Source organism: Streptomyces sp. NPDC004609 (assembly GCF_042873655.1).
Taxonomy (GTDB): Bacteria; Actinomycetota; Actinomycetes; order Streptomycetales; family Streptomycetaceae; genus Streptomyces.
Genome location: NZ_JBIALS010000019.1, coordinates 12022 through 31365, shown reverse-complemented (window position 1 = coordinate 31365; position 19344 = coordinate 12022). Strand labels below are relative to the sequence as shown.

Here is a 19344-nt window from a genome sequence, read left to right as displayed (position 1 = left end):
CTGCACGGACCACCGGCCTCTCCCCCGTGCGACCATCTGCGCACCCCGGACCAATCCGCCGCCCCACCGGCGCCGAATGCCTGATGAGATCTGTCCGGACGCCCTGCCCGCACAGTGGAGGAAAGCCGCGTGAACGACCCCGTATTCATCGGTGGTCCCGCCTCGGCGAGACCGGATCTGCAACAGCTGCTGGGCCTGGTGGCCCGCGGGGACCACGAGGCGTTCTCCCGGTTGTACGACACGGTGTGCGGGCCGGTGCTCGGGCTGGTGCGAGCCGTCCTGCGGGATCCGGCCCAGTCGGAGGAGGTGACCCAGGAAGTACTGATCGAGGTGTGGCGGACGGCAGCCCGCTTCCAGCCGTCCCGAGGATCGGCCATGACCTGGATACTCACACTCGCCCACCGGCGCGCGGTGGACCGGGTCCGGTCGGCGCAGGCGGCGTCCGACCGCGAGCGCAGGGCGGCGCTGCTCGACCGTACGCCCGCGTACGACCAGGTCACCGAGCAGGTCGAGGCCCGGCTGGAACGCGAGCAGGTGCGCCGCTGTCTCCGGGGACTGACGGAGCTTCAGCGGCAGTCGGTGACCCTCGCCTACTACCGGGGGCTGGCCTACCGGGAAGTGGCCGAGCTGCTCTCCGTGCCGCTCGGCACGGTCAAGACGAGACTGCGCGACGGGCTCATCCGGCTGCGTGACTGCCTGGGGGTGAGCGCGTGACCGCTCCGGATCTGCACACGCTGACCGGGGCCTATGTGCTGCACGCGCTGGAGCCCGACGAGACCGCGGCGTTCGAACGCCACCTCCAGGAGTGCGCCTCCTGCGCACAGGAGGTCCGTGAACTGGCCGCCACCGTCGGCCGGCTGGCGCTCGCGGAGGCCGTGACACCACCCCCCGCGCTCAAGGAGCAGGTGATGCGGCGGATATCGGCCGAGCGCCAGCGGCCTCCGCACGTCGACCGGGTGCGGGCGGGGCGCCGTCGCGGCGGCCAGGTGTCGCGTTTTGTCCTGGCCGCCTGTGTCGCGGCCGCCGCGGCCTTCGGCGGGGTGTCCTTCTGGCAGCACCAGGAGGCGAAGGACGCGCGCCGGGCGGCGGAGCGCGCGGAGCGGACGACGGCCGAGCTGGCCGCGGTGCTCGCCGCGCCCGACGCGAAGGCGACCACGGCGCGGCTGCGGAGCGGGGGCAATGGCACGGTCGTGGTCTCCAGGAGCCTCGACCGGGCGGCCTTCCTCGTGACCGGGCTGCCCAGACCCCCGGCGGGCAAGGTCTACCAGCTCTGGTTCGACGACGGCGCCACCATGCGCCCGGCGGGGCTGATGAACCGGGACGCCTCCGACGGCGCCGCGCTCATGGACGGGCCCGTGGGCACGGCGGCGGGCATGGGCCTCACCCTCGAACCGGCGGGCGGCTCGGCCGCGCCGACGACGCCCCCCGTCACCTTGATGACCTTTTCGGTATGACACACCCGATATGACGCACCTGGCGCCTTGGTGGCTGGGATCCCACTATTTGACCGATACGGTCGGTATGCCTGCGGGGCCGCTCCCGACCCGAGCCGCCCGCACACCGCCGGCTTCCGCTGCCTGTGGCGCTTCCCCTCCGAGGAAGGACGGCATATGACTGTTTCCGTCATGCTCTTCACCTCCGACCTGCGTGTCCACGACCAACCGGCCCTGAGCGCCGCGGTGGACGCGGCCGAGACCGTGGTCCCGCTGTTCGTGGTCGACCGGGGGGTGCGGCTGGCGGGCTTCGACGCGCCCAACCGGCGTGCCTTCCTCGCCGACTGTCTGGCCTCGCTGGACACCGGGCTGCGGGAGCGCGGCGGCCGGCTGGTCGTCCGGCTCGGCGATGTCACCGAGCAGGTCTGCCGGGTCGTCACCGAGACCGGCGCTCGATCGGTGCACATCGCGGCGGGCGTCAGCGGGTACGCCCAGCGCAGGGAGGACCGGCTGCGGCGGGCACTGACGGACATCCGGTGCGCTCTGCGTGTCCACGACGGTGTGGTCACCGCGCTGCCGCCCGGGCGGGTGACACCCGCGGACCGCGATCACTTCGCGGTCTTCACCCCGTACTTCCGCAGATGGGAGGAGACGGGGCTGCGCCGGACCCTGGCCGCGCCCCGGAGGGTGGTGGTGCCCGAGCTGGCCGGTCGTCCGCTGCCCCGGCGCGGCGCGGTGACCGGGGTGTCGCCGGGGCTCGCGCGCGGCGGGGAGTACGAGGGACGGCTCCGGCTCACCTCCTGGCTGGCCCGTCCCCGTACCGGGATCCGGTCGTACGAGGACCGACACGACGACCTGCCGGGCGACGCGACCTCCCGGCTGTCCCCGCATCTGCACTTCGGCACGCTGTCGGCGACCGAACTCGTGCAGCGGGCACGGCGCAAGGGCGGTCCGGGGGCGGCGGCCTTCGTACGGCAGCTGGCCTGGCGGGACTTCCACCACCAGGTGCTGTCGGCGCGGCCCGACGCCTCGCACACCGACTACCGGGCCCGCGGTGACCGCTGGCGCGAGGACGAGAAGGAGATCACCGCCTGGAAGGAGGGCCGTACGGGCTGCCCGATCGTGGACGCGGGCATGCGGCAGCTGCTGCACGAGGGCTGGATGCCGAACCGGGCGCGGTTGCTGGCGGCGAGCTATCTCACCAAGACGCTGTACACGAACTGGCGGATCGGCGCCCGCCACTTCCTGGACCTCCTGGTCGACGGGGACATCGCCAACAATCAGCTCAACTGGCAGTGGGCGGCGGGCACGGGCACGGACACCCGCCCCAACCGGATCCTCAACCCACTCGCCCAGGCACGGCGATTCGACCCCCAGGGCGACTACGTACGCCGCTGGGTGCCCGAACTGTCCTCGCTGCCCGGTCCCGGGGTCCACCGCCCGCAGGCGCTGCCCGGACCGCAGCGCTCACGACTCGACTACCCGGAACCGCTGGTGGACCCGGCGGAGGGCCGGGCCCGCCTCGCGCGGGCGCGCGGGCTGGACTGACCCGGCAGGCGCGGGGGCGGGGCGGGGTCCCGGTCGCCTCGTGTGCCCCGGGCCGGCTCCCCGGCCCGGGGCGAGGCGGGCCCGGCCCCGGTCGGCTTCCCGGCCCGGCGCCCACGCGAACCGGTGACGTCCGCGCGCTCCGGTCGCGCCCGCTCACTCCTCCGCCTTGGTGAACAGCAGTTGCTCCAGATCCAGGCATCCCGCACGGAACCCCGCCTCGGCGCAAGCGAGATGGAAGGTCCACATCCGCCGGAACGCCGTGTCGAAGCCGAGCGCCCCGGCCTCGTCCGACCGCGCGGTGAAGCGCTCCCGCCACAGCCGCAGCGTCTCGGCGTAGTGCGGCCCGAAGGTGTCGCGGCCCGCCGGGCGGAGTGCGGTGCACCCCAGGGAGATCTCCTCGATCGCCCTGGCCGACGGCGGCTGGACGCCCGGGGAGATGTACGCCCCGCTCCAGGCGGGGGTGCCGCCCCGGGTGACGAGCCACTCGTGCGGCACGGTGACCGTCTGGAGGGCGGCCCGCCCGCCGGGGACGAGGAGCCGGTCCAGGGTCATGAACCAGTCGGGCCACAGCTCCGCGCCGACGGTCTCGATCGTCTCGACGCTCACGATGGCGTCGAACCGCCCGAGCACCTTGCGGTAGTCGCGCAGCAGCACGGACACCCGGTCCTCCAGACCGGCCTGCAGAACACGCATCCGGGCCAGGTCCCGCCGCTCGCGGGTGAGAGCGATCGCGAGAACACGGGCACCGCGGCGCGCGGCCCGGATCGCCAGTTCCCCCCGGCCCGCGCCGATCTCCAGCAACTGGGTGCCCTCGGCGGCGTTCACCAGGTCGAGCAGCCGGTCGCACGCGCGCCGCTGCGCGGTCGCGAGCAGATGCTCCTCGGCGGGGAATCCGCGGAAGACGGCGCAGGAGTACGACAGGGTCTCGTCCAGGAAGAGCCCGAACAGCTCGCCGGAGCGGGCGGGGTGACCAGCGGCATCGAGGTGCCGGACCGGCGGCCGGTGCGCCGGTCCGGCACCTCGGCGCGGTCGTCGGAGCCGGACGGGTGCGAGAGGGGTGCCGCTCGCGGCGAGGACGGTGAGCACGCCCACCGGATCGGGGGCGTCCCACTCCCCCGCCGCGTAGGACTCGGCGAAGCCGGTGAATCCGCCCGCGCCGATCCGCCGGACGAAGGCGCGCGGCTCATGGACCTCCAGCAGCGGCCCGCCGAACCCGATGAGCTCGCCGCCGCCGAACCGCACCCGCAGGGGCAGCCCGCCGAGGGTGCGCCGTACGAACCGTTCGGCGGCGGCCGTGCGCAGCCGGGACAACGCGGGCGGAGCGGCGACATCCGGCAGGTACCGGGTGTCGGCGGGGCCCGCGCCCGGGAACGGCGCGGACGGCGGATCCGTGAGGAAGGCCGCCATGACCTCACACCCGCCCGGCCCGGTCGGCGGGCACCGGTCCGGCCGCCTCGGGCCGCGCCGCACGACCGTGCTCCCCGCCCGTACCCGGCCTCCGGGGGCGACCCCCTCCCCGGGCCCGGTACCTCGGCACCCGCCACCCGAGGGTGGGGACGTGCCCGACCGGACCGGTGTGCGCGTGCCCTTCGAGCCGGCAGTCCGTCTCGTCCAGGACCACATGACGTGAGCGCCGCGGCGCATACGCGGCGGTCGGTACCGCCGCGCTGCTGCCCACCACGGCCGTGCGCCGCCGATTCCCTGTCATGCCGCTCCCTCCGGGACGGCCGGACGCCGCTCCCGACAGGGAATTCGGTACCGGACGGGCCCCGGATTGGTCGAATCCGGGCCCCGTGCCGCGAAGCCACAGGGCCGCAGCAGCGCGCGCCCGCAGAGAAGCCGGACGGCACGCGGGGGCATGCGCCACCCGCCCGGACGGGCATCGGTGCGCGGCCCCCGCAGAGAAGCCGGACGGCACGCGGGGGCATGCGCCACCCGCCCGGACGGGCATCGGTGCGCGGCCACGGGCAGGACACACGGCGCCGTACGGGCATGTTCATGACCGCCACGGTGGGCCACTCGGCGGCATCCGTCCGTTTCCGCGGACGGCGCGGGCTCCGGTGGCCACCGGGGCCCGGGCACAACCGGCCGGCCCACCGCCGGTCCCGCGCGGACGGCGGTTCACCGGACCGGGCGCACCCGGCCGGTGGCTCCCCGCACCGCGGCCTGCCCGGGTCAGCCCACCGAGCTGTACGCCACCACGCCCCTCAGCAGCGCGTCCACCGCCCTGCGCGCATTCTTCGCGACCGTGCTGTTCTCCCGGGGGGCCGCCGCGGCGATCTGGCCGAGAACGTCGATGACCTGCTTCGACCAGCGCACGAAGTCACCGGCGGGCATCTCGGCCTCGCGCAGCACCTCGTCGAGGCTCTTGTCCGACGCCCACTGGTGGACGGCCCAGGCGAAGCCGAGGTCGGGCTCGCGCTGGCCGACGCCCTCGGCCTGGTTGATCTTGAAGTCCTCCTCCAGGGCGTCGAGGCGGCCCCAGATGCGGACCATCTCACCGAGCGCCGTCTTCGCCCTGCCGCCCGGGACCTTGGGCGCGACCGCGTCGTCGGCCTGACGGGACTCGTAGACCAGGGCCGAGACACAGGCGGCCAGTTCGGCCGGGTCGAGGCCCTCCCAGACACCGTCGCGGAGACACTCGCTCGCCAGGAGGTCCAGCTCGCCGTAGAGACGGGCGAGACGCCTGCCGTGCTCGGTGACCTCGTCGTCGCGGAGGTAGTCCATCTCGGTCAGCAGGGCGACGATACGGTCGAAGGTGCGGGCGATCGTGTTCGTACGGCCCTCGATACGGTGCTCCAGCTGACGGGTGTCCCGCTGGAGGCGGTGGTAGCGCTCGGCCCACCGGGCGTGGTCCTCGCGCTCGGCGCAGCCGTGGCAGGGGTGGGCGCGCAACTCCGCCCGCAGCCGGGCGATCTCGCGGTCGTCGGCGGCGGCCGAGCGCGGTTTGCGGTGCCGCTCGGGGACGATGTGCCCGGCCTTGGTGCGCAGCGCGGACGCCAGATCCCGCCGGGACTGGGGTGAGCGCGGGTTGAAGGACTTGGGGATCCGCATCCGCTCCAGCGCCTCCACCGGCACCGGGAAGTCGATCGACGCCAGCCGCTTGACCTGCCGCTCGGCCGTGAGGACGAGCGGACGCGGGCCGTCGTGGTGCTCGAAGCCCCGGTAGCCGTTGGTGCGGCCCGCGGGGATCCCCGGGTCGAGGACCAGCGCGAGGCCCGCGAACTTGCCCGTGGGAACGTGGATGACGTCGCCGGGCTTGAGCTTCTCCAGCGAGACGGCGGCGGCCGCCCTGCGCTGGGCCGCGCCCTGCTTGGCCAGCTCCGTCTCCCGGTCCTTGAGGTCGCGGCGCAGGCGCGCGTACTCCTCGAAGTCGCCGAGGTGGCAGGTCATGCCCTCGCGGTAGCCTTCGAGACCCGCCTCGTTCTTCTGCACCTGGCGGGAGATGCCGACGACGGAACGGTCCGCCTGGAACTGCGCGAACGAGGTCTCCAGCAGCTCGCGCGAGCGGTGCCGCCCGAACTGGTGCACCAGATTGACCGCCATGTTGTACGAGGGCTTGAAGCTGGAGCGCAGGGGGTATGTGCGGGTGCCGGCGAGGCCCGCGAGCGCCGCCGGGTCCATGGCGCGCTGCCACAGCACGACCGCATGGCCCTCGACGTCGATGCCCCGGCGTCCGGCGCGCCCGGTGAGCTGGGTGTACTCGCCGGGGGTGATGTCGGCGTGCTGCTCGCCGTTCCACTTGACGAGCTTCTCCAGGACCACGGAGCGGGCGGGCATGTTGATGCCGAGGGCGAGGGTCTCGGTCGCGAACACGGCCTTGACCAGCCCGCGGACGAACAGTTCCTCCACGACCTCCTTGAAGGTCGGGAGCATCCCGGCGTGGTGCGCGGCGATGCCCCGTTCGAGACCTTCCAGCCACTCGTAGTACCCCAGGACGTTCAGATCCTCGGTGGGGATGGTGGCGGTCCGCTCCTCGACGATCTCGCGGACCCGGGTGCGGGCGTCCTCGTCGTTGAGCCTCAGTCCCGCGTACAGGCACTGCTGGACGGCGGCCTCGCACCCGGCCCTGCTGAAGATGAAGGTGATCGCGGGCAGCAGCCCCTCCGCGTCGAGGCGCTCGATGACCTCGGGCCGTCCGGGCGTCCAGACCCGGCTGCGCTGGCGGCGCTCGCGCTCGCGGTCGGCCTCGCGGATCATCTTGCCGCGCCGCCGGTCGCGGGGGTTGTACGTGCGCTGGTTCTCCATCCGCGCCAGGCGCACGAGATCGGGGTTGACCTCGCGGCGGGCGGTGCCCCGGCCGCCGTGGTCGCTCTCCTCCTCGAAGAGGTCGTACATCCGGCGTCCGGCCATCACGTGCTGCCACAGCGGCACGGGCCGGTGCTCGGAGACGATGACCTCGGTGTCGCCGCGGACGGTGTCCAGCCAGTCGCCGAACTCCTCCGCGTTCGACACGGTCGCGCTCAGTGACACCAGGGTCACGGACTCGGGGAGGTGGATGATCACTTCCTCCCAGACGGCGCCGCGGAAGCGGTCGGAGAGGTAGTGGACCTCGTCCATGACCACATAGCCGAGGTCGAGCAGCGCCTGCGAGCCCGCGTACAGCATGTTCCGCAGGACCTCGGTGGTCATGACGACGACCGGGGCATCGGCGTTGACACTGTTGTCACCGGTCAGCAGGCCGACCTTGGCGGCGCCGTACCGCTTGGCGAGATCGGTGTACTTCTGGTTGGAGAGCGCCTTGATCGGCGTGGTGTAGAAACACTTCCGGCCCTGCTGGAGGGCGAGATGGACGGCGAACTCGCCGACGATGGTCTTGCCCGAGCCGGTGGGCGCGGCGACGAGCACGCCCTTCCCCGCCTCCAGGGCCTGGCAGGCTTCGAGCTGGAAGGGATCCAGGTCGAATGCGTACATCCGGCGGAAGGGGGCCAGCGCGGTGGCCTCCTCGACGGCGCGGACGCGGGCGGCGGCATAGCGCTCGGCGGGAGAGAGGTCCTCGGTCATCTTGCTCACGAGCCTACCCGCCAGGTACGACAGTCAGCGCGGAGTTAATCGCCCCGAGCATCCATCACCCCCGGGGCCGGTGTCCGGACGGCCGGGCGAGGCGGGAGCCGGGGGCCGGGAAACGCCCCCCGGACACGACCGGACACGGCGGAGGGGCCGTGACGGTGACGTCCGTCCGGCCCCTGTGGTGTGCGAGCGGCGCTTCCCCGACGCGGGGCTACCCGGCCCCGCCCGGACGCGTCCGCGCCCGTCCTGCTCCCACACATCCCGTCCGCGGGGGTTCCCGGCCCGACCGGGGGCACCCGTCCCGGGTGTGGGGCCCGGGCTCGGGTGGTGTTCGTCCTCAGGTGATGTCGTCGTATCCGTTGACCCGGGGGGTCCGCCCGCCGTCCGCGTCGGCGCCGGCCTGCTCGGGCAGGGCGCGGGCCGCGGAGACGGATTCGATCCGGCCGACGGGCTCGGGGGTGAGGTCCAGGTGGGACGCCTCGTCGTCGTCGAGTTCCGCGTCCGGGTTCCGCCGTGCGCGGCGCTTGTCGTTGAGCATCGCGAAGCCCACGGCCCCGAAGAACAGGACGATGATCGGCCCGGAGAGGGCGATCATCCCGATGGGGTCCGTCGTGGGGGTGGCGATCGCGCCGAACACGAAGACGCCCATCACCACGGCCCGCCACCAGTGGATCATCTTGCGCCCGGTGACCAGACCCACCAGATTCAGCATGATCAGCAGCAGGGGCAGTTCGAAGGCGAGTCCGAACACCAGCACCATGCGCACGGTGAAGTCGAGGACGTCGTCCAGTTCGAGGAGGTTGCCCGCCGCGTCGGGTGTGATGCTGATCAGGACCTTGACACTGATCGGCATGACCAGGTAGGCGAGGTAGGCGCCCGCCATGAAGAGCGGCACGGCGGCGGCGACGAAGTAGTACGTGTACTTCTTCTCGCTCCGGTGCAGCCCGGGGGCGACGAACGCCCAGAGCTGGTACAGCCAGACCGGACAGGAGAGGACGACGCCCGCCAGCAGGGTCACCTTCACGGTGGTGGTGAAGGGCGACAGCAGCTTGTTGAAGACGATGTTGGCGCACTTGCCACCGGTGTTGGACTGGCCCTGCTCGCACGCCGGGACGGGCGCGGCGAGGAAGTCCATCAGCTGCTTGTTGTAGAACCCGGCGACGATGCTGGCGACGACGATCGCCAGCAGTCCCTTCGCGAGCCGGTTCCGCAGCTCACGCAGATGGTCCGCGAGCGGCATCCGCCCCTCGGGGTCCTTCTCCTTCTGTTTCGAGCGGGCAGGCTTGAGCAACCCACGTCCTCATCTCGTGCGGCAGACAGCCCAGCGGGGCGGCCTTGCGGTCAGCGCTGGGGGGTGTCGGTGGGCTCGGCCACGGGACGGGCGCTCGTCACATCGCCGGGCGACGCCTGGATCGTGCGGGGAGCGGTGGTCTGCCCCTGGGCCGGCTCCTGCGGCGGGTCCGCGGGGGCGGCGGACGGCTGGCCGCCCTCGGACTTCATCGCCCTGGCCTCGCTCTTCAGGATGCGGGCGGACTTGCCCAGCGAACGGGCCATGTCGGGAAGCTTCTTGGCCCCGAAGAGGAGAAAGATGGCAAGGAGGATGAGGGTGATCTCCAACGGACCGATCTGTCGGAACATAACGGGTGTCTACCTTCTCACCGAGGCGGCATGGGGCTGAGCTGCGGACCGTGGTGACGGTGTCCCGGCCACGACCAGCAGCGATCGTAACTCTCACGGGTGAACGCAGGGCAATCCCCTGACGTACTCCCGTTTGCGGCAGGCGCCTCATTGCCTGGTGCCGCCGCTTCAGCGTACCGTCCACAACGCCCGGAGAGCAGAGTGTGTCCGCCACCATTTGTACGACACAGTCACAAATTCCGGACGCGGTCAGCTGCGGAGGGTCTCGCCGTCGCGGGCGAGATCCGCGGCGGCCCGCTCCAGGTCCTCCGCGGCCCGGTTGATCCGCTCGGCCGTGTGCGCGACCTCGCGCCCGAGCCGCTGGGCCTCGATGAACACCCGGATCCCGAGGACGCCGAGGACGGCGATTCCGGCGAAGCCGAGGACGACGGCGATCATGGGCCAGTACACGGGCGTTCCCTAGGCGTTCGGAGCGGCGGGCTGGAGCCGGAGCGTACGGACGCCGCCGCCGGTGAGGAGTTCGACGATCCGCTCACCCGCCGGCTTGCGCACGGCCGAGCCGCACTCGGGGCAGGTGAAGGAGTAGAACGTCGTACGGCGGCTGCCGCCGATCGCCAGCCGCAGCGCTTCCGCGGCCAGTTCGAAGCGGGCACGGCAGTCGGGGCACGCGGCCCGGAAGTGAACAGGGCCCACCGAGGCCGCAATATCTGACATCAGAGACATACGACGCAAATCTCCCTATTCCTGACCGGCGACTCCCGAACGCCGCTCACTCCGTCACTCATCGCGGACAGCTCATTCCTGCCATTCCCGACCGATGATCCCGCGCCGCCCGGCCTGCTGTCTGCCCCGGCCGGAAATCGATGGCGGCGTTCCGGGCCCCTATCCCCGTCCGTCGTACGCGGCGAGGGCGTCCCGCGCCGCCCGCCTGGCACTTTCCGCCAGCTCCACCGGAGCGACGATCCGCCCGTCCTGCCCGAGCCGCAGCGCGAGCCGGCGCAGGGAGGCAGGGGACGGGGTCCGCAGGGTGATCCGCAGACCTCCGTCGGCCAGATCCTCCGCCCGGTCGTGGGGGTAGTACTCGGCCACCCAGCGCCCGCCGGGCCCGACCTCGACCACCACCTCGGGATCGTCCGCCGAGGGCTGCACCAGCCCCTCCGACAGATCCCGCAGCTCTATCTCGGGCGGCGCGGCCGGGGCGTCCAGCAGCCGGATCTCCGCCACCCGGTCCAGCCGGAAGGTCCGGCGCGCCTCGGAGAGCCGGCACCACGCCTCCATATAGGTGTGTCCGACGGCGAAGAGCCGGATCGGATCGACCTCACGCTCGGTCAGCTCGTCCCGCGCGGGCGAGTAGTAGCGCAGCCACAGCCGCCGCCGCTCCGAGATGGCCCGGTCCACCTCGGCGAAGACCCCGCCCTCGGACTCGAAGGTCACCGACAGCCGGGCGGACGCCCCGGCCGCCTCCCCCGCCGCCGTCTCCAGCTTCGCGGTCGCGCGCACCAGCGCCTCCCGGTCGCTCTCGCGCAGCCCCGGCAGCATCGCCACGGCGCGCGCGGCCACCAGCAGCGCGGTCGCCTCGTCGGCCGCCAGCCGCAGCGGTTCGGCGACGTCGTCCGGGTTGTGCCACCAGATACGGTCGCCGTCGGTGTCGATGTCGAGGAGGTCGCCGCCGCGGAAGCTGGTCCCGCACATCGGCAGCACGTCCAGATCGGAGATCAGCTCGTCCTCGGTGATCCCGAAGGCACGGGCCACATCGGCCACATGCGCGCCGGGGCGCTCCCGCAGATAGGTCACCAGCGAGAGCATCCGCCGGGTCTGGTCGATGGCATTGGTGGCCATGGTCGTACGCCTTCCCCTCAGCCCTTGGCCACGGCACGCAGCCGGTCCACGACATCGGCCCGCAGATCGGCGGGCTCCAGCACGACCACGTCCGGGCCGAACTCCACCAGCCAGGCGTCCAGACCGTGTCCGTACGGAATCTCCAACTCGTCCCAGTCGCCGTCCACTTCCCGCACCGACCCGGCGCGGGCGCGCAGCGGGTAGCCGCAGCCGGAGCGCAGCCTGATCCGGGCGGTGCGGGTCGCCGTCTCGCCCGCCCAGCTCTCCACGGTCTCCCGGACGGTGACCACATCGGGCACGGGCGCGGTGAACGACCCGGCCCGCGACCGGACCCGGCCGGTGATACGGGAGAGCCGGAACACCCGTTCGGCGGCCCGGTCGCGGTCCCAGCCCGCCAGATACCAGTGGCCGCGCCAGCACTCCAGCGTCCACGGCTCGACATGGCGCTGCCCGGGGCGCGCCGCGTTGGCCTTGCGGTAGTCGAAGACGACGGGCCTGCGGTCGCGGCAGGCGAGCATCAGCGGCTCGAACGCGGCCTCGTGGACGGGGATCCGCGGCTCCAGCGCGCTGTGCTGGGCCTCGTACGAGTCCTCCGCCTCGGGCATCCCGGCGGCGCGCAGCTTCTGGAGCGCGCCGCTGGCGGCACCGGCGAGCCTCGCCTGCTGCCACACCTTGGCGGCGAGACCGAGCGCGGCGGCCTCCTCGGCGTCGAAGGTGATCGGGGGCAGCCGGTTGCTGTCGCGGCGGGCGAGATAGCCCACTTCGCCGTCGAGGTTCTCCACCGTCTCGATGACCAGGCCGAGTTCGCGCAGATCGTCCTTGTCGCGCTCGAACATCCGGTTGAAGGAGTCCTCGGACCCCGTCCCGGACTCGGCCGGGCGGAACGCCTCGACATAGGCTTCGATGGACTCGCGCAGTTCGCGCTTGCTGAGCGGGCGCCGTGTCCCCAGCAGGCACAGCGCCAGATTCATCAGCCGCTCGGCCTTGGCAATGGCCATCGACGCCCTGCACCTCTTCTGATCGAGTCGCGTTCCGCCCGATGACCGTACCGCCCCGGGGTGTCACGGGAAAAGCCGAGGGCGGCCTCCAGTAAAACCGCGGCAAAAATGAGGCAAAAGCCGAGGGCCCATGCCTCGGGGGACATGGGCCCTGCACGGCGGCCGCCCGCTCAGACGGACACCAGGTCGCAGACGAAGATCAGCGTCTCGCCCGGCTTGATCCGGCCGCCCGCGCCACGGTCGCCGTAGGCGAGGTGCGCGGGGATGATCAGCTGGCGGCGCCCGCCGACCTTCATGCCCTGCACGCCCTGGTCCCAGCCGGAGATGACCTGGCCGACACCGAGCTGGAACTTCAGCGGCTGGCCGCGGTTCCAGGACGCGTCGAACTCCTCACCGGTGGAGAAGGCCACGCCCACATAGTGGACGGAGACGAAGTCGCCCGCCTTGGCCACCGGGCCGTCGCCCTCCCAGATGTCCTTGATCTCCAGGTCGGCCGGCGGCTCGCCGCCCGGGAAATCGATCTCGGGCTTCTCGATGCTCACTGAACTAGCTCCTCACAATGGTGAACGGGCAACCGGGACAGTCTTACACCTTCGCCAGAAGGTCCACGCTGAAGACCAGCGTGGAGTTCTTCGGGATGCCCTGCTGCTCCTTGGCGCCGAAGCCCTGGTCCGGCGGGATGACGAGCAGGACGCGGCTGCCGAGCTTCTTGCCCGCGAGGCCGTCCTTGAGGCCCTTCAGCGTGACCTGGTCCAGCGGGAAGGTCTGGGTGGTCTGCGCCTTGTAGGTGCTGTCGAACTGCTTGCCGCCCTCCCAGAGGTACGCCTCGTACTTGACGACGACGCTGTCCTTGCCGGTGAGCACGGGGCCGGTGCCCTCCAGGACGTAGTTGGAGACGAGCTTCTTGGGCGGGTCCGCCTTCGGGACGGTCAGCGAGGGGGCCTTGCCGTCGTCGTTGGTGCCCACCTTCGGCAGGTCGGTGTTGTCCTGGGCCACCGGGGTGCCCTTGGCGGACACCGGAACGCTGGTGCCCTTGACGATGTCCATGACGAAGACCAGCGTGGCATTGCCCTTGATGTCGCCCTGGCCCTTGTCGCCGTAGGCGAGGTCCGGCGGGATGGCCACCTCCAGGCGGCTGCCGATCTTCTGGCCGTCGAGGGCGCGCTGCCAGCCCTCGATGACGCCCTGGCCGCCGATGGAGACGCCGAAGGGCTCACCGCGCTTGAAGCTGTCGTCGAAGGGCTTGCTCTCGTCCCACTCCTGGCCGAGGTAGTTCACCGAGGCCTGGTCGCCCTTCTTGAGGACGGCGCCCTTGCCCTCGCTGAGGACCTCGACCTTCAGCTGCTTCGGCGGGTCGCCCTCGCCCTTCGCCAGAGTCGGTTTCTTCCCGAACTCGGCACCGGCGGTGATGGCGGGCAGCCCGCCCTTGGACGAGATGGAGTCGGAGCCCTTGTCCTCGCTGCCGCACGCCGCTGTCGACAACAGCAGCAGGGGGACGACAAGAAGGCCGGCGATTCGGCGCACGTGTTCCTCAGATCTCAGACGGCACGGTTACAGTCCCCCGACACTCTAGGCCGTGCCGAGGGCCCCGCACGAGGAACGTACGGGGCCCGAGTGGCGTTCCGCCTGCTTCCGGGTAGACGTGGCGCGCGAATGAGTGCTACATGCCCGCGATGAGCTTTTCGACCCGGTCGTCGACGGAGCGGAACGGGTCCTTGCACAGCACCGTCCGCTGCGCCTGGTCGTTGAGCTTGAGGTGCACCCAGTCGACGGTGAAGTCCCGCCGCTGTTCCTGGGCGCGGCGGATGAAGTCGCCGCGCAGCCGTGCCCGGGTGGTCTGCGGGGGCACGGACTTGCCCTCGAAGATCTTCAGGTCGTTGCAGATCCGGGCGGCCTGGCCCTTGCGCTCCAGGAGGTAGTACAGCCCGCGCCTGCGGTGGATGTCGTGGTAGGCGAGGTCTATCTGGGCGACCCGCGGATGCGACATGGTCATGTTGTGCTTGGCCCGGTAGCGCTCGATGAGCTTGTACTTCATGACCCAGTCGATCTCGGTGCCGATGCGGTCGAGGTCCTCCGCGTCGATCGCGTCCAGCGTGCGGCCCCACAGCTCCAGCACCTGTTCGACGACGCCCGTGCGGATGCCCCGCCGGTCGACGAAGTCGACCGCCTTCTCGTAGTACTCCCGCTGGACCTCCAGGGCGGACGCCTCGCGTCCACTGGCGAGGCGCACCTTGCGCTGCCCGGTGATGTCGTGGCTGACCTCGCGGATCGCCCGGATCGGGTTCTCCAGGGTGAGATCGCGCATCACGGTGCCCGCCTCGATCATGCGCAGGACGAGGTCGGTCGCGCCGACCTTGAGGAGCATGGTCGTCTCGGACATGTTGGAGTCGCCGACGATGACGTGGAGGCGGCGGTAGCGCTCGGCGTCGGCGTGCGGTTCGTCCCGGGTGTTGATGATCGGGCGCGAACGCGTGGTCGCGGAGCTGACCCCCTCCCAGATGTGTTCGGCGCGCTGGCTGACGCAGTAGACCGCGCCACGCGGGGTCTGGAGCACCTTGCCCGCGCCGCAGAGCAGCTGACGGGTGACCAGGAAGGGGATGAGGATGTCCGCGAGCCGGGAGAACTCGCCGTGGCGGGCGACGAGATAGTTCTCGTGGCAGCCGTAGGAGTTTCCCGCCGAGTCGGTGTTGTTCTTGAAGAGGTAGACGTCGCCCGCGATTCCCTCCTCGTGCAGACGGCGTTCGGCGTCGACGAGCAGTCCTTCGAGAATGCGCTCGCCCGCCTTGTCGTGGGTGACCAGCTCGGTCACGTTGTCGCATTCGGGTGTGGCGTATTCCGGATGCGAACCCACGTCGAGGTAGAGGCGGGCGCCGTTCCGCAGGAAGACATTGCTGCTGCGGCCCCATGAGACGACACGGCGGAAGAGGTAGCGCGCCACTTCGTCAGGTGACAGTCGGCGCTGTCCCCTGAACGTGCACGTGACGCCGTACTCGTTCTCCAGCCCGAAAATGCGGCGGTCCATGTCTGAACATTACGCCTCAAGCCCTGAGCTGAAACCGGGTTCGGTGACACCGTTCCGATCATTTTCCGCCGGGGCGGCCTGCGGATCGGTCACGGAACCCTCGATGCCCGTGGTGCGTACGGGAACGGACAGCGCCCGCCGGGTCGCCGTCAGCACCAGCAGCGCGGCGATTCCGCCGGCCCCCGCGACGGCAAAACCGCGGGCCGTGCCGCCCAGCTCGACCACGGGACCCGCGACGGCGGTCCCGGCCGCCGCGCCGACTCCGAACGTGGTCACCAGCCAGGAGAACGCCTCGGTGACCGTGCCCCTCGGCGCGTGCCGGTCCACGACGATGAAGGCGCAGGCGATCGCGGGGGCGAGGAACACCCCGGCGACGGCGCAGAGCGCGGCCATGGCGGCGGTACCGGGCGTGAGCGCGAGCGGCAGATAGCCGAGCGCGAGCAGGGCGACGAGGACGCGGAGCCTGCGCTCGGGGGCGCCGGTCCACACGCGCGCGCCGTAGAAGACACCGCCGACGAGCGCCCCGAGGCCGAGGGCGGCCATCAGCCAGCCGTACACGGCCTCGCCGCCCCTCCCGTCGGCGTAGGCGACCGCGGCGACGGTGATAGAGCCGAGCGCCAACCCAACGAAGAAGAACGCCCCGAGCAGGGCGAGCAGGCCCGGTGAGCGCAGGGCGCCGAGCCAGTGGGCCTCGCGGGGCGCGGAGCGCCAGACCCTGGACGGCTCGGACACGACGACGCTCAGCGCGCCCAGCACGCCGAGGACATTGATCACCAGCAGCGCGGCGCCCGCGGACCAGAGCGAGACGAGCAGGGTCACCAGGAGCGGCCCGAGGGTGAACATGATCTCCTGGGCGACCGCGTCCATGGCGTACGCGCGGTGCACCCGGTCCTGGCGGCCCAGCACGCTCGGCCACAGGGCGCGCAGCCCGCCCTCCAGGGGCGGGGTGAAGAGCCCGGCGACGGCGACGGCCGCGTAGGCGAGGAGGAGCGAGCCGGTTCCGGCGTAGGCGAGCAGCACCATGCCGAGCGCGGAGACGACGGCGGCGGGCAGTTGGACGCGGGGCTGCCCGCGCAGGTCGACGGCCCGGCCGAGGAGGGGCTGCCCGACGGCGTTCGCGATCCCGTACGCCGCGGCGAGCCCGCCGGCGAGGCTGTAGCTTCCGCCCTCCGCACGGGTGAACAGCACGATGGCCACGGGCGCGGTGGCGTTGGGCAGCCGCCCCACGAGCGTCCCGGCGAGCAGCCGTGCGGCGTGGGGGGCCTTGAGGATGTCCGCGTAGCCGCCGGCTCCTGTGGCCATCTCCGGCCCCTCTCTCCCGGCCCGGGCCGGAGTTTTACGTATAACGTGGCGACGTTATACGTACCATGTCCGTAGTCCGCCGGTCTACAGCGCCGCCCCCGGAGGACCGCGTACCGGTTGGGCGGCCACCCGCCCGAGGACGGCATCCATGGCAGAGGGCTCACCCGGACACCGTTCCGGCCCGCGCGTCCCGGCGGCCGGGCGGAACGGGTCGGCCCCGGACGGCGCTGCGGCAGCGGACCGGGGCTCCGGGGCCGCCGTGCCCGCCGGCGGTGGCCGGAACCGGCGGCGGGAGAACCCCGGCGGCACGGCCCCCGGGCCCCCGGGCGGCTCCGGGCCCGCCGCGGGGGACGCCCTTCCCCCGGCGGGCTCCGGCCCGGGCGCCCGGCCCACCAGCCGCGACGTGGCACGGGCCGCGGGCGTCTCGCAGGCGACCGTCTCGCTCGTCATGGGCGGCAAGTGGCGCGGCAGGGTCTCCGTGACCACCGCCGCCGCCGTACGGGACACGGCCACGACGCTCGGGTACCGGCCCAATCTGGCCGCCCGGAATCTGCGCCTCGGGCGGACCAGGACCGCGCTGCTGGTCGTCCCCGCGCTCACCAACGAGTTCTTCGCCCGTGTGTACACCGGCGCCGCCGGCGCCGCCGCCGAGCACGGCTTCGGCGTGGTGGTCTACCCCTCCCCCGACGGCATCGGCCCCGCCAGGGATCCCTTCGCCTCCGCCCGCGCGGCACTGGACGGCGTGATCGCCTCCTCGATGGCCTCCGAGGCCCTGACCGCGTTCCGGGGTACGGACCTCCCCCTCGTCCTGCTGGACAGCGACCCGTCCGACCGGGGAGCCGCCGCCCATGTGAATCTCGACATCGCCGGCGGCATGCGGCAGACGGCGGAACACCTGCTGGCGCTCGGCCATCGGCGGTTCGTGCATCTCGCGTCGGCGGTGCCGTCGTGGACGTTCGACATCCGCGCCCGGTCGCTCACGGCCGCGCTCGACCGGGTCACCGGCACATCCGTACGGTCCGTCCGCGCGCCGTTCGCCGTGGACGCGGCCCGTGAGGCGGCGGAAGCGGCGCTCAGCGGACCGGGCCCCTCGCCCACCGCGATCGTGTGCGACGGGGACATCCTGGCGGCCGGGGCCTGCAAGGCCGTACGCCGTTTCGGGCTGCGCGTTCCCGGGGACGTCTCGGTCACCGGGTTCGACGACCTCACGCTCGCCACCGCGCTGGAGCCGGAGCTGACGACCGTGCGCCTGCCCGCCGAGCGGGTCGGCGAGCGCGGGATGTCGGCGCTGCTCGCGGTTCTGGACGGACGGTGGCCGGAGGAGGGCGATCTCCCGGTCGAACTGGTCGTCCGGGGGTCCTCCGGCCCCGCCGCCCGGCGCCCGGAGCGGCGGACGGCCCCTTGAGACCACGCGTGGGGCCGTGTCACGATCACGATCATGACGAGTCCGGTCCAGACCCCGATCGACGCTGTCCCGATCGGGACGGTCGCCGCGCCGGGCACGGTGACTCCGCTCGGCGGCGGGCGGCTGGCCGTAGTGGACGACGGCCGGCTGGAGATCCATGACGCCGGTGCCTTCCTGACCGGCACCCTCACCCCCGTACGGACACTCTCCCTGCCCGGGCGCGCGGCGGCGACCCCGCTGGAGGACGGGGCCGTCGTCTGCGAGGCCGGGGGAATCCGCCGTATCGGGCCCGACGGAACCACCCGCTGGGCGTTACCGCACACCCCCTGGCACGGCGGGCCCCGGGGGCCGCGCGCACCCGGCCCGCCCGCCGTGAGCGCGGACGGCAGGCTGGTCAGCGTGGTGGTGCCGGCGCCCGCCGGGCCGGGAGCCGGGGGCAGCGGAAGCCGGGCACCGGGCGGGCGGACCCGGCCGCGCGGCGCACGGAACGTGCTGCTGCTGCTCGACGCCCTCACCGGGCGGATCCGCTCCGGCCGCCCGGTCGACAGCAGCGCGGCAGCGGTCACCCAGCGCTGGCACCCCGACGGCTCGCTGCTCGCCCTGTCCTGCTGGACGGCCCGGTACAGCTGGTCGACCTGGTGGATCGAACCGCGCCACGACGGGCTCCACATCAGGGGCGGCACCCGCATGCGCGAGGTGATCGGCTTTCTGCCCGGTGTGTCGCGCGTGCTGACCATGCGGCGCGCCGAGCAGATCGCCCCCAACGACGACCGTGACGAGCTGGCGTCGCACGATGTGGCCGCCGACGAACCGGCGGCCCTGTACGACCTCACCGGTCTCACCGGTGACCGCGGTCACGCCCGTGGGTGGGAGCCCGGCGGCGACGAGTTCGACGACGCCTTCCTCCTCGACGACCGGCACCTGCTGGTCACGGGCCGGCTCCGCGGCCCGGGGCGGCGCGGCACCGGACGCCACTGGCTCTGCGACGCGATCACGCTCCGGCCGCTGGGCCGGATGCGCTATCCGGCCGCGGCCGACCGGGTGACCCCGCTCGGCGACGGCACCTGGCTGACCCGCGGCCCGAGGGGACTCCACCGCTGGGCACTGCCCTGAGCGGAACCGGTGGGCGCGGCCCGGAAACGGGTGTTG

General features: G+C 72.5%; 17 protein-coding genes. 5 read left to right on the top strand and 12 right to left on the bottom strand.

Annotation, left to right across the window (positions count from 1 at the left end):
* Window positions 1–129 precede the first annotated feature (129 nt).
* The 3 genes from ACFYT4_RS19765 to ACFYT4_RS19755 all read left to right on the top strand — a co-directional run bounded on the left by ACFYT4_RS19765 (window position 130) and on the right by ACFYT4_RS19755 (window position 2981).
* Entirely contained in the window at window positions 130–714 is a 585-nt protein-coding gene (locus ACFYT4_RS19765) for a sigma-70 family RNA polymerase sigma factor (protein WP_389270185.1), read from the top strand.
* Window positions 711–1454, top strand: a complete 744-nt coding sequence (locus ACFYT4_RS19760) for an anti-sigma factor domain-containing protein (RefSeq protein WP_389270183.1) — start codon at window positions 711–713, stop codon at window positions 1452–1454. Before ACFYT4_RS19765 ends, ACFYT4_RS19760 begins: the two co-directional genes overlap by 4 nt.
* Before the next feature lie 156 nt (window positions 1455–1610).
* Window positions 1611–2981 (top strand): cryptochrome/photolyase family protein, encoded by a 1371-nt coding sequence (locus ACFYT4_RS19755; RefSeq protein WP_389270180.1) that lies wholly within the window; start codon window positions 1611–1613, stop codon window positions 2979–2981.
* A 153-nt stretch (window positions 2982–3134) separates the two neighbouring features.
* Here ACFYT4_RS19755 and ACFYT4_RS19750 read toward each other — a convergent pair whose 3' ends face one another.
* The 12 genes from ACFYT4_RS19750 to ACFYT4_RS19695 form a co-directional block, all read right to left on the bottom strand.
* Window positions 3135–4388 carry a class I SAM-dependent methyltransferase gene (locus tag ACFYT4_RS19750; protein ID WP_389270177.1) on the bottom strand — a complete coding sequence of 418 codons (1254 nt, stop codon included), beginning with the start codon at window positions 4386–4388 and terminating at the stop codon, window positions 3135–3137.
* Between the two features lie 768 nt (window positions 4389–5156).
* On the bottom strand, window positions 5157–7985 hold the full coding sequence (locus ACFYT4_RS19745; RefSeq protein WP_389270489.1) for a DEAD/DEAH box helicase: 2829 nt from the start codon (window positions 7983–7985) through the stop codon (window positions 5157–5159).
* A 343-nt stretch (window positions 7986–8328) separates the two neighbouring features.
* On the bottom strand, window positions 8329–9231 hold the full coding sequence (gene tatC, locus ACFYT4_RS19740; protein ID WP_389270486.1) for a twin-arginine translocase subunit TatC: 903 nt from the start codon (window positions 9229–9231) through the stop codon (window positions 8329–8331).
* 101 nt (window positions 9232–9332) lie between these two features.
* Window positions 9333–9629: a Sec-independent protein translocase subunit TatA gene (gene tatA / locus ACFYT4_RS19735; RefSeq protein WP_389270174.1), complete on the bottom strand. Its 297-nt coding sequence runs from the start codon at window positions 9627–9629 to the stop codon at window positions 9333–9335.
* 249 nt (window positions 9630–9878) lie between these two features.
* A complete protein-coding gene (locus ACFYT4_RS19730; RefSeq protein WP_389270171.1) occupies window positions 9879–10079 on the bottom strand; it encodes a hypothetical protein in 201 nt (66 codons plus the stop codon).
* A gap of 9 nt (window positions 10080–10088) precedes the next feature.
* Window positions 10089–10352 carry a hypothetical protein gene (locus ACFYT4_RS19725; RefSeq protein ID WP_389270168.1) on the bottom strand — a complete coding sequence of 88 codons (264 nt, stop codon included), beginning with the start codon at window positions 10350–10352 and terminating at the stop codon, window positions 10089–10091.
* Window positions 10353–10511: 159 nt separating this feature from the next.
* The gene (locus ACFYT4_RS19720) at window positions 10512–11468 is read right to left on the bottom strand and encodes a helix-turn-helix transcriptional regulator (protein ID WP_389270165.1); all 957 of its coding nucleotides are present in this window, start codon (window positions 11466–11468) and stop codon (window positions 10512–10514) included.
* A gap of 17 nt (window positions 11469–11485) precedes the next feature.
* Complete coding sequence (locus ACFYT4_RS19715; RefSeq protein ID WP_389270162.1) at window positions 11486–12466, bottom strand: helix-turn-helix transcriptional regulator; 981 nt, start codon at window positions 12464–12466, stop codon at window positions 11486–11488.
* A 170-nt stretch (window positions 12467–12636) separates the two neighbouring features.
* Window positions 12637–13008: an FKBP-type peptidyl-prolyl cis-trans isomerase gene (locus ACFYT4_RS19710; protein WP_389270159.1), complete on the bottom strand. Its 372-nt coding sequence runs from the start codon at window positions 13006–13008 to the stop codon at window positions 12637–12639.
* A 43-nt stretch (window positions 13009–13051) separates the two neighbouring features.
* Entirely contained in the window at window positions 13052–13990 is a 939-nt protein-coding gene (locus ACFYT4_RS19705; protein ID WP_389270156.1) for an FKBP-type peptidyl-prolyl cis-trans isomerase, read from the bottom strand.
* 136 nt (window positions 13991–14126) lie between these two features.
* On the bottom strand, window positions 14127–15488 hold the full coding sequence (pafA, locus tag ACFYT4_RS19700) for a Pup--protein ligase (RefSeq protein WP_389270153.1): 1362 nt from the start codon (window positions 15486–15488) through the stop codon (window positions 14127–14129).
* Between the two features lie 9 nt (window positions 15489–15497).
* Window positions 15498–16790: an MFS transporter gene (locus ACFYT4_RS19695; RefSeq protein ID WP_389270150.1), complete on the bottom strand. Its 1293-nt coding sequence runs from the start codon at window positions 16788–16790 to the stop codon at window positions 15498–15500.
* Window positions 16791–17193: 403 nt separating this feature from the next.
* On the opposite strand from ACFYT4_RS19695, the gene ACFYT4_RS19690 reads away from it, so the two are divergent.
* Both ACFYT4_RS19690 and ACFYT4_RS19685 read left to right on the top strand, forming a co-directional pair.
* Window positions 17194–18195: a LacI family DNA-binding transcriptional regulator gene (locus ACFYT4_RS19690; RefSeq protein ID WP_389270147.1), complete on the top strand. Its 1002-nt coding sequence runs from the start codon at window positions 17194–17196 to the stop codon at window positions 18193–18195.
* Window positions 18196–18228: 33 nt separating this feature from the next.
* Window positions 18229–19308: a hypothetical protein gene (locus ACFYT4_RS19685; protein WP_389270144.1), complete on the top strand. Its 1080-nt coding sequence runs from the start codon at window positions 18229–18231 to the stop codon at window positions 19306–19308.
* Window positions 19309–19344: the final 36 nt, after the last annotated feature.

Excerpts from the sequence above, each read along its gene's own strand:
- ACFYT4_RS19725 (WP_389270168.1), bottom strand. The coding sequence starts at position 10,352 with ATGTCTCTGATGTCAGATATTGCGGCCTCGGTGGGCCCTGTTCACTTC.
- tatA (WP_389270174.1), bottom strand. The coding sequence starts at position 9,629 with ATGTTCCGACAGATCGGTCCGTTGGAGATCACCCTCATCCTCCTTGCC.
- ACFYT4_RS19685 (WP_389270144.1), top strand. The coding sequence starts at position 18,229 with ATGACGAGTCCGGTCCAGACCCCGATCGACGCTGTCCCGATCGGGACG.
- ACFYT4_RS19695 (WP_389270150.1), bottom strand. The coding sequence starts at position 16,790 with ATGGCCACAGGAGCCGGCGGCTACGCGGACATCCTCAAGGCCCCCCAC.
- ACFYT4_RS19715 (WP_389270162.1), bottom strand. The coding sequence starts at position 12,466 with ATGGCCATTGCCAAGGCCGAGCGGCTGATGAATCTGGCGCTGTGCCTG.
- pafA (WP_389270153.1), bottom strand. The coding sequence starts at position 15,488 with ATGGACCGCCGCATTTTCGGGCTGGAGAACGAGTACGGCGTCACGTGC.
- ACFYT4_RS19745 (WP_389270489.1), bottom strand. The coding sequence starts at position 7,985 with ATGACCGAGGACCTCTCTCCCGCCGAGCGCTATGCCGCCGCCCGCGTC.
- ACFYT4_RS19720 (WP_389270165.1), bottom strand. The coding sequence starts at position 11,468 with ATGGCCACCAATGCCATCGACCAGACCCGGCGGATGCTCTCGCTGGTG.
- ACFYT4_RS19755 (WP_389270180.1), top strand. The coding sequence starts at position 1,611 with ATGACTGTTTCCGTCATGCTCTTCACCTCCGACCTGCGTGTCCACGAC.
- ACFYT4_RS19750 (WP_389270177.1), bottom strand. The coding sequence starts at position 4,388 with ATGGCGGCCTTCCTCACGGATCCGCCGTCCGCGCCGTTCCCGGGCGCG.
- tatC (WP_389270486.1), bottom strand. The coding sequence starts at position 9,231 with ATGCCGCTCGCGGACCATCTGCGTGAGCTGCGGAACCGGCTCGCGAAG.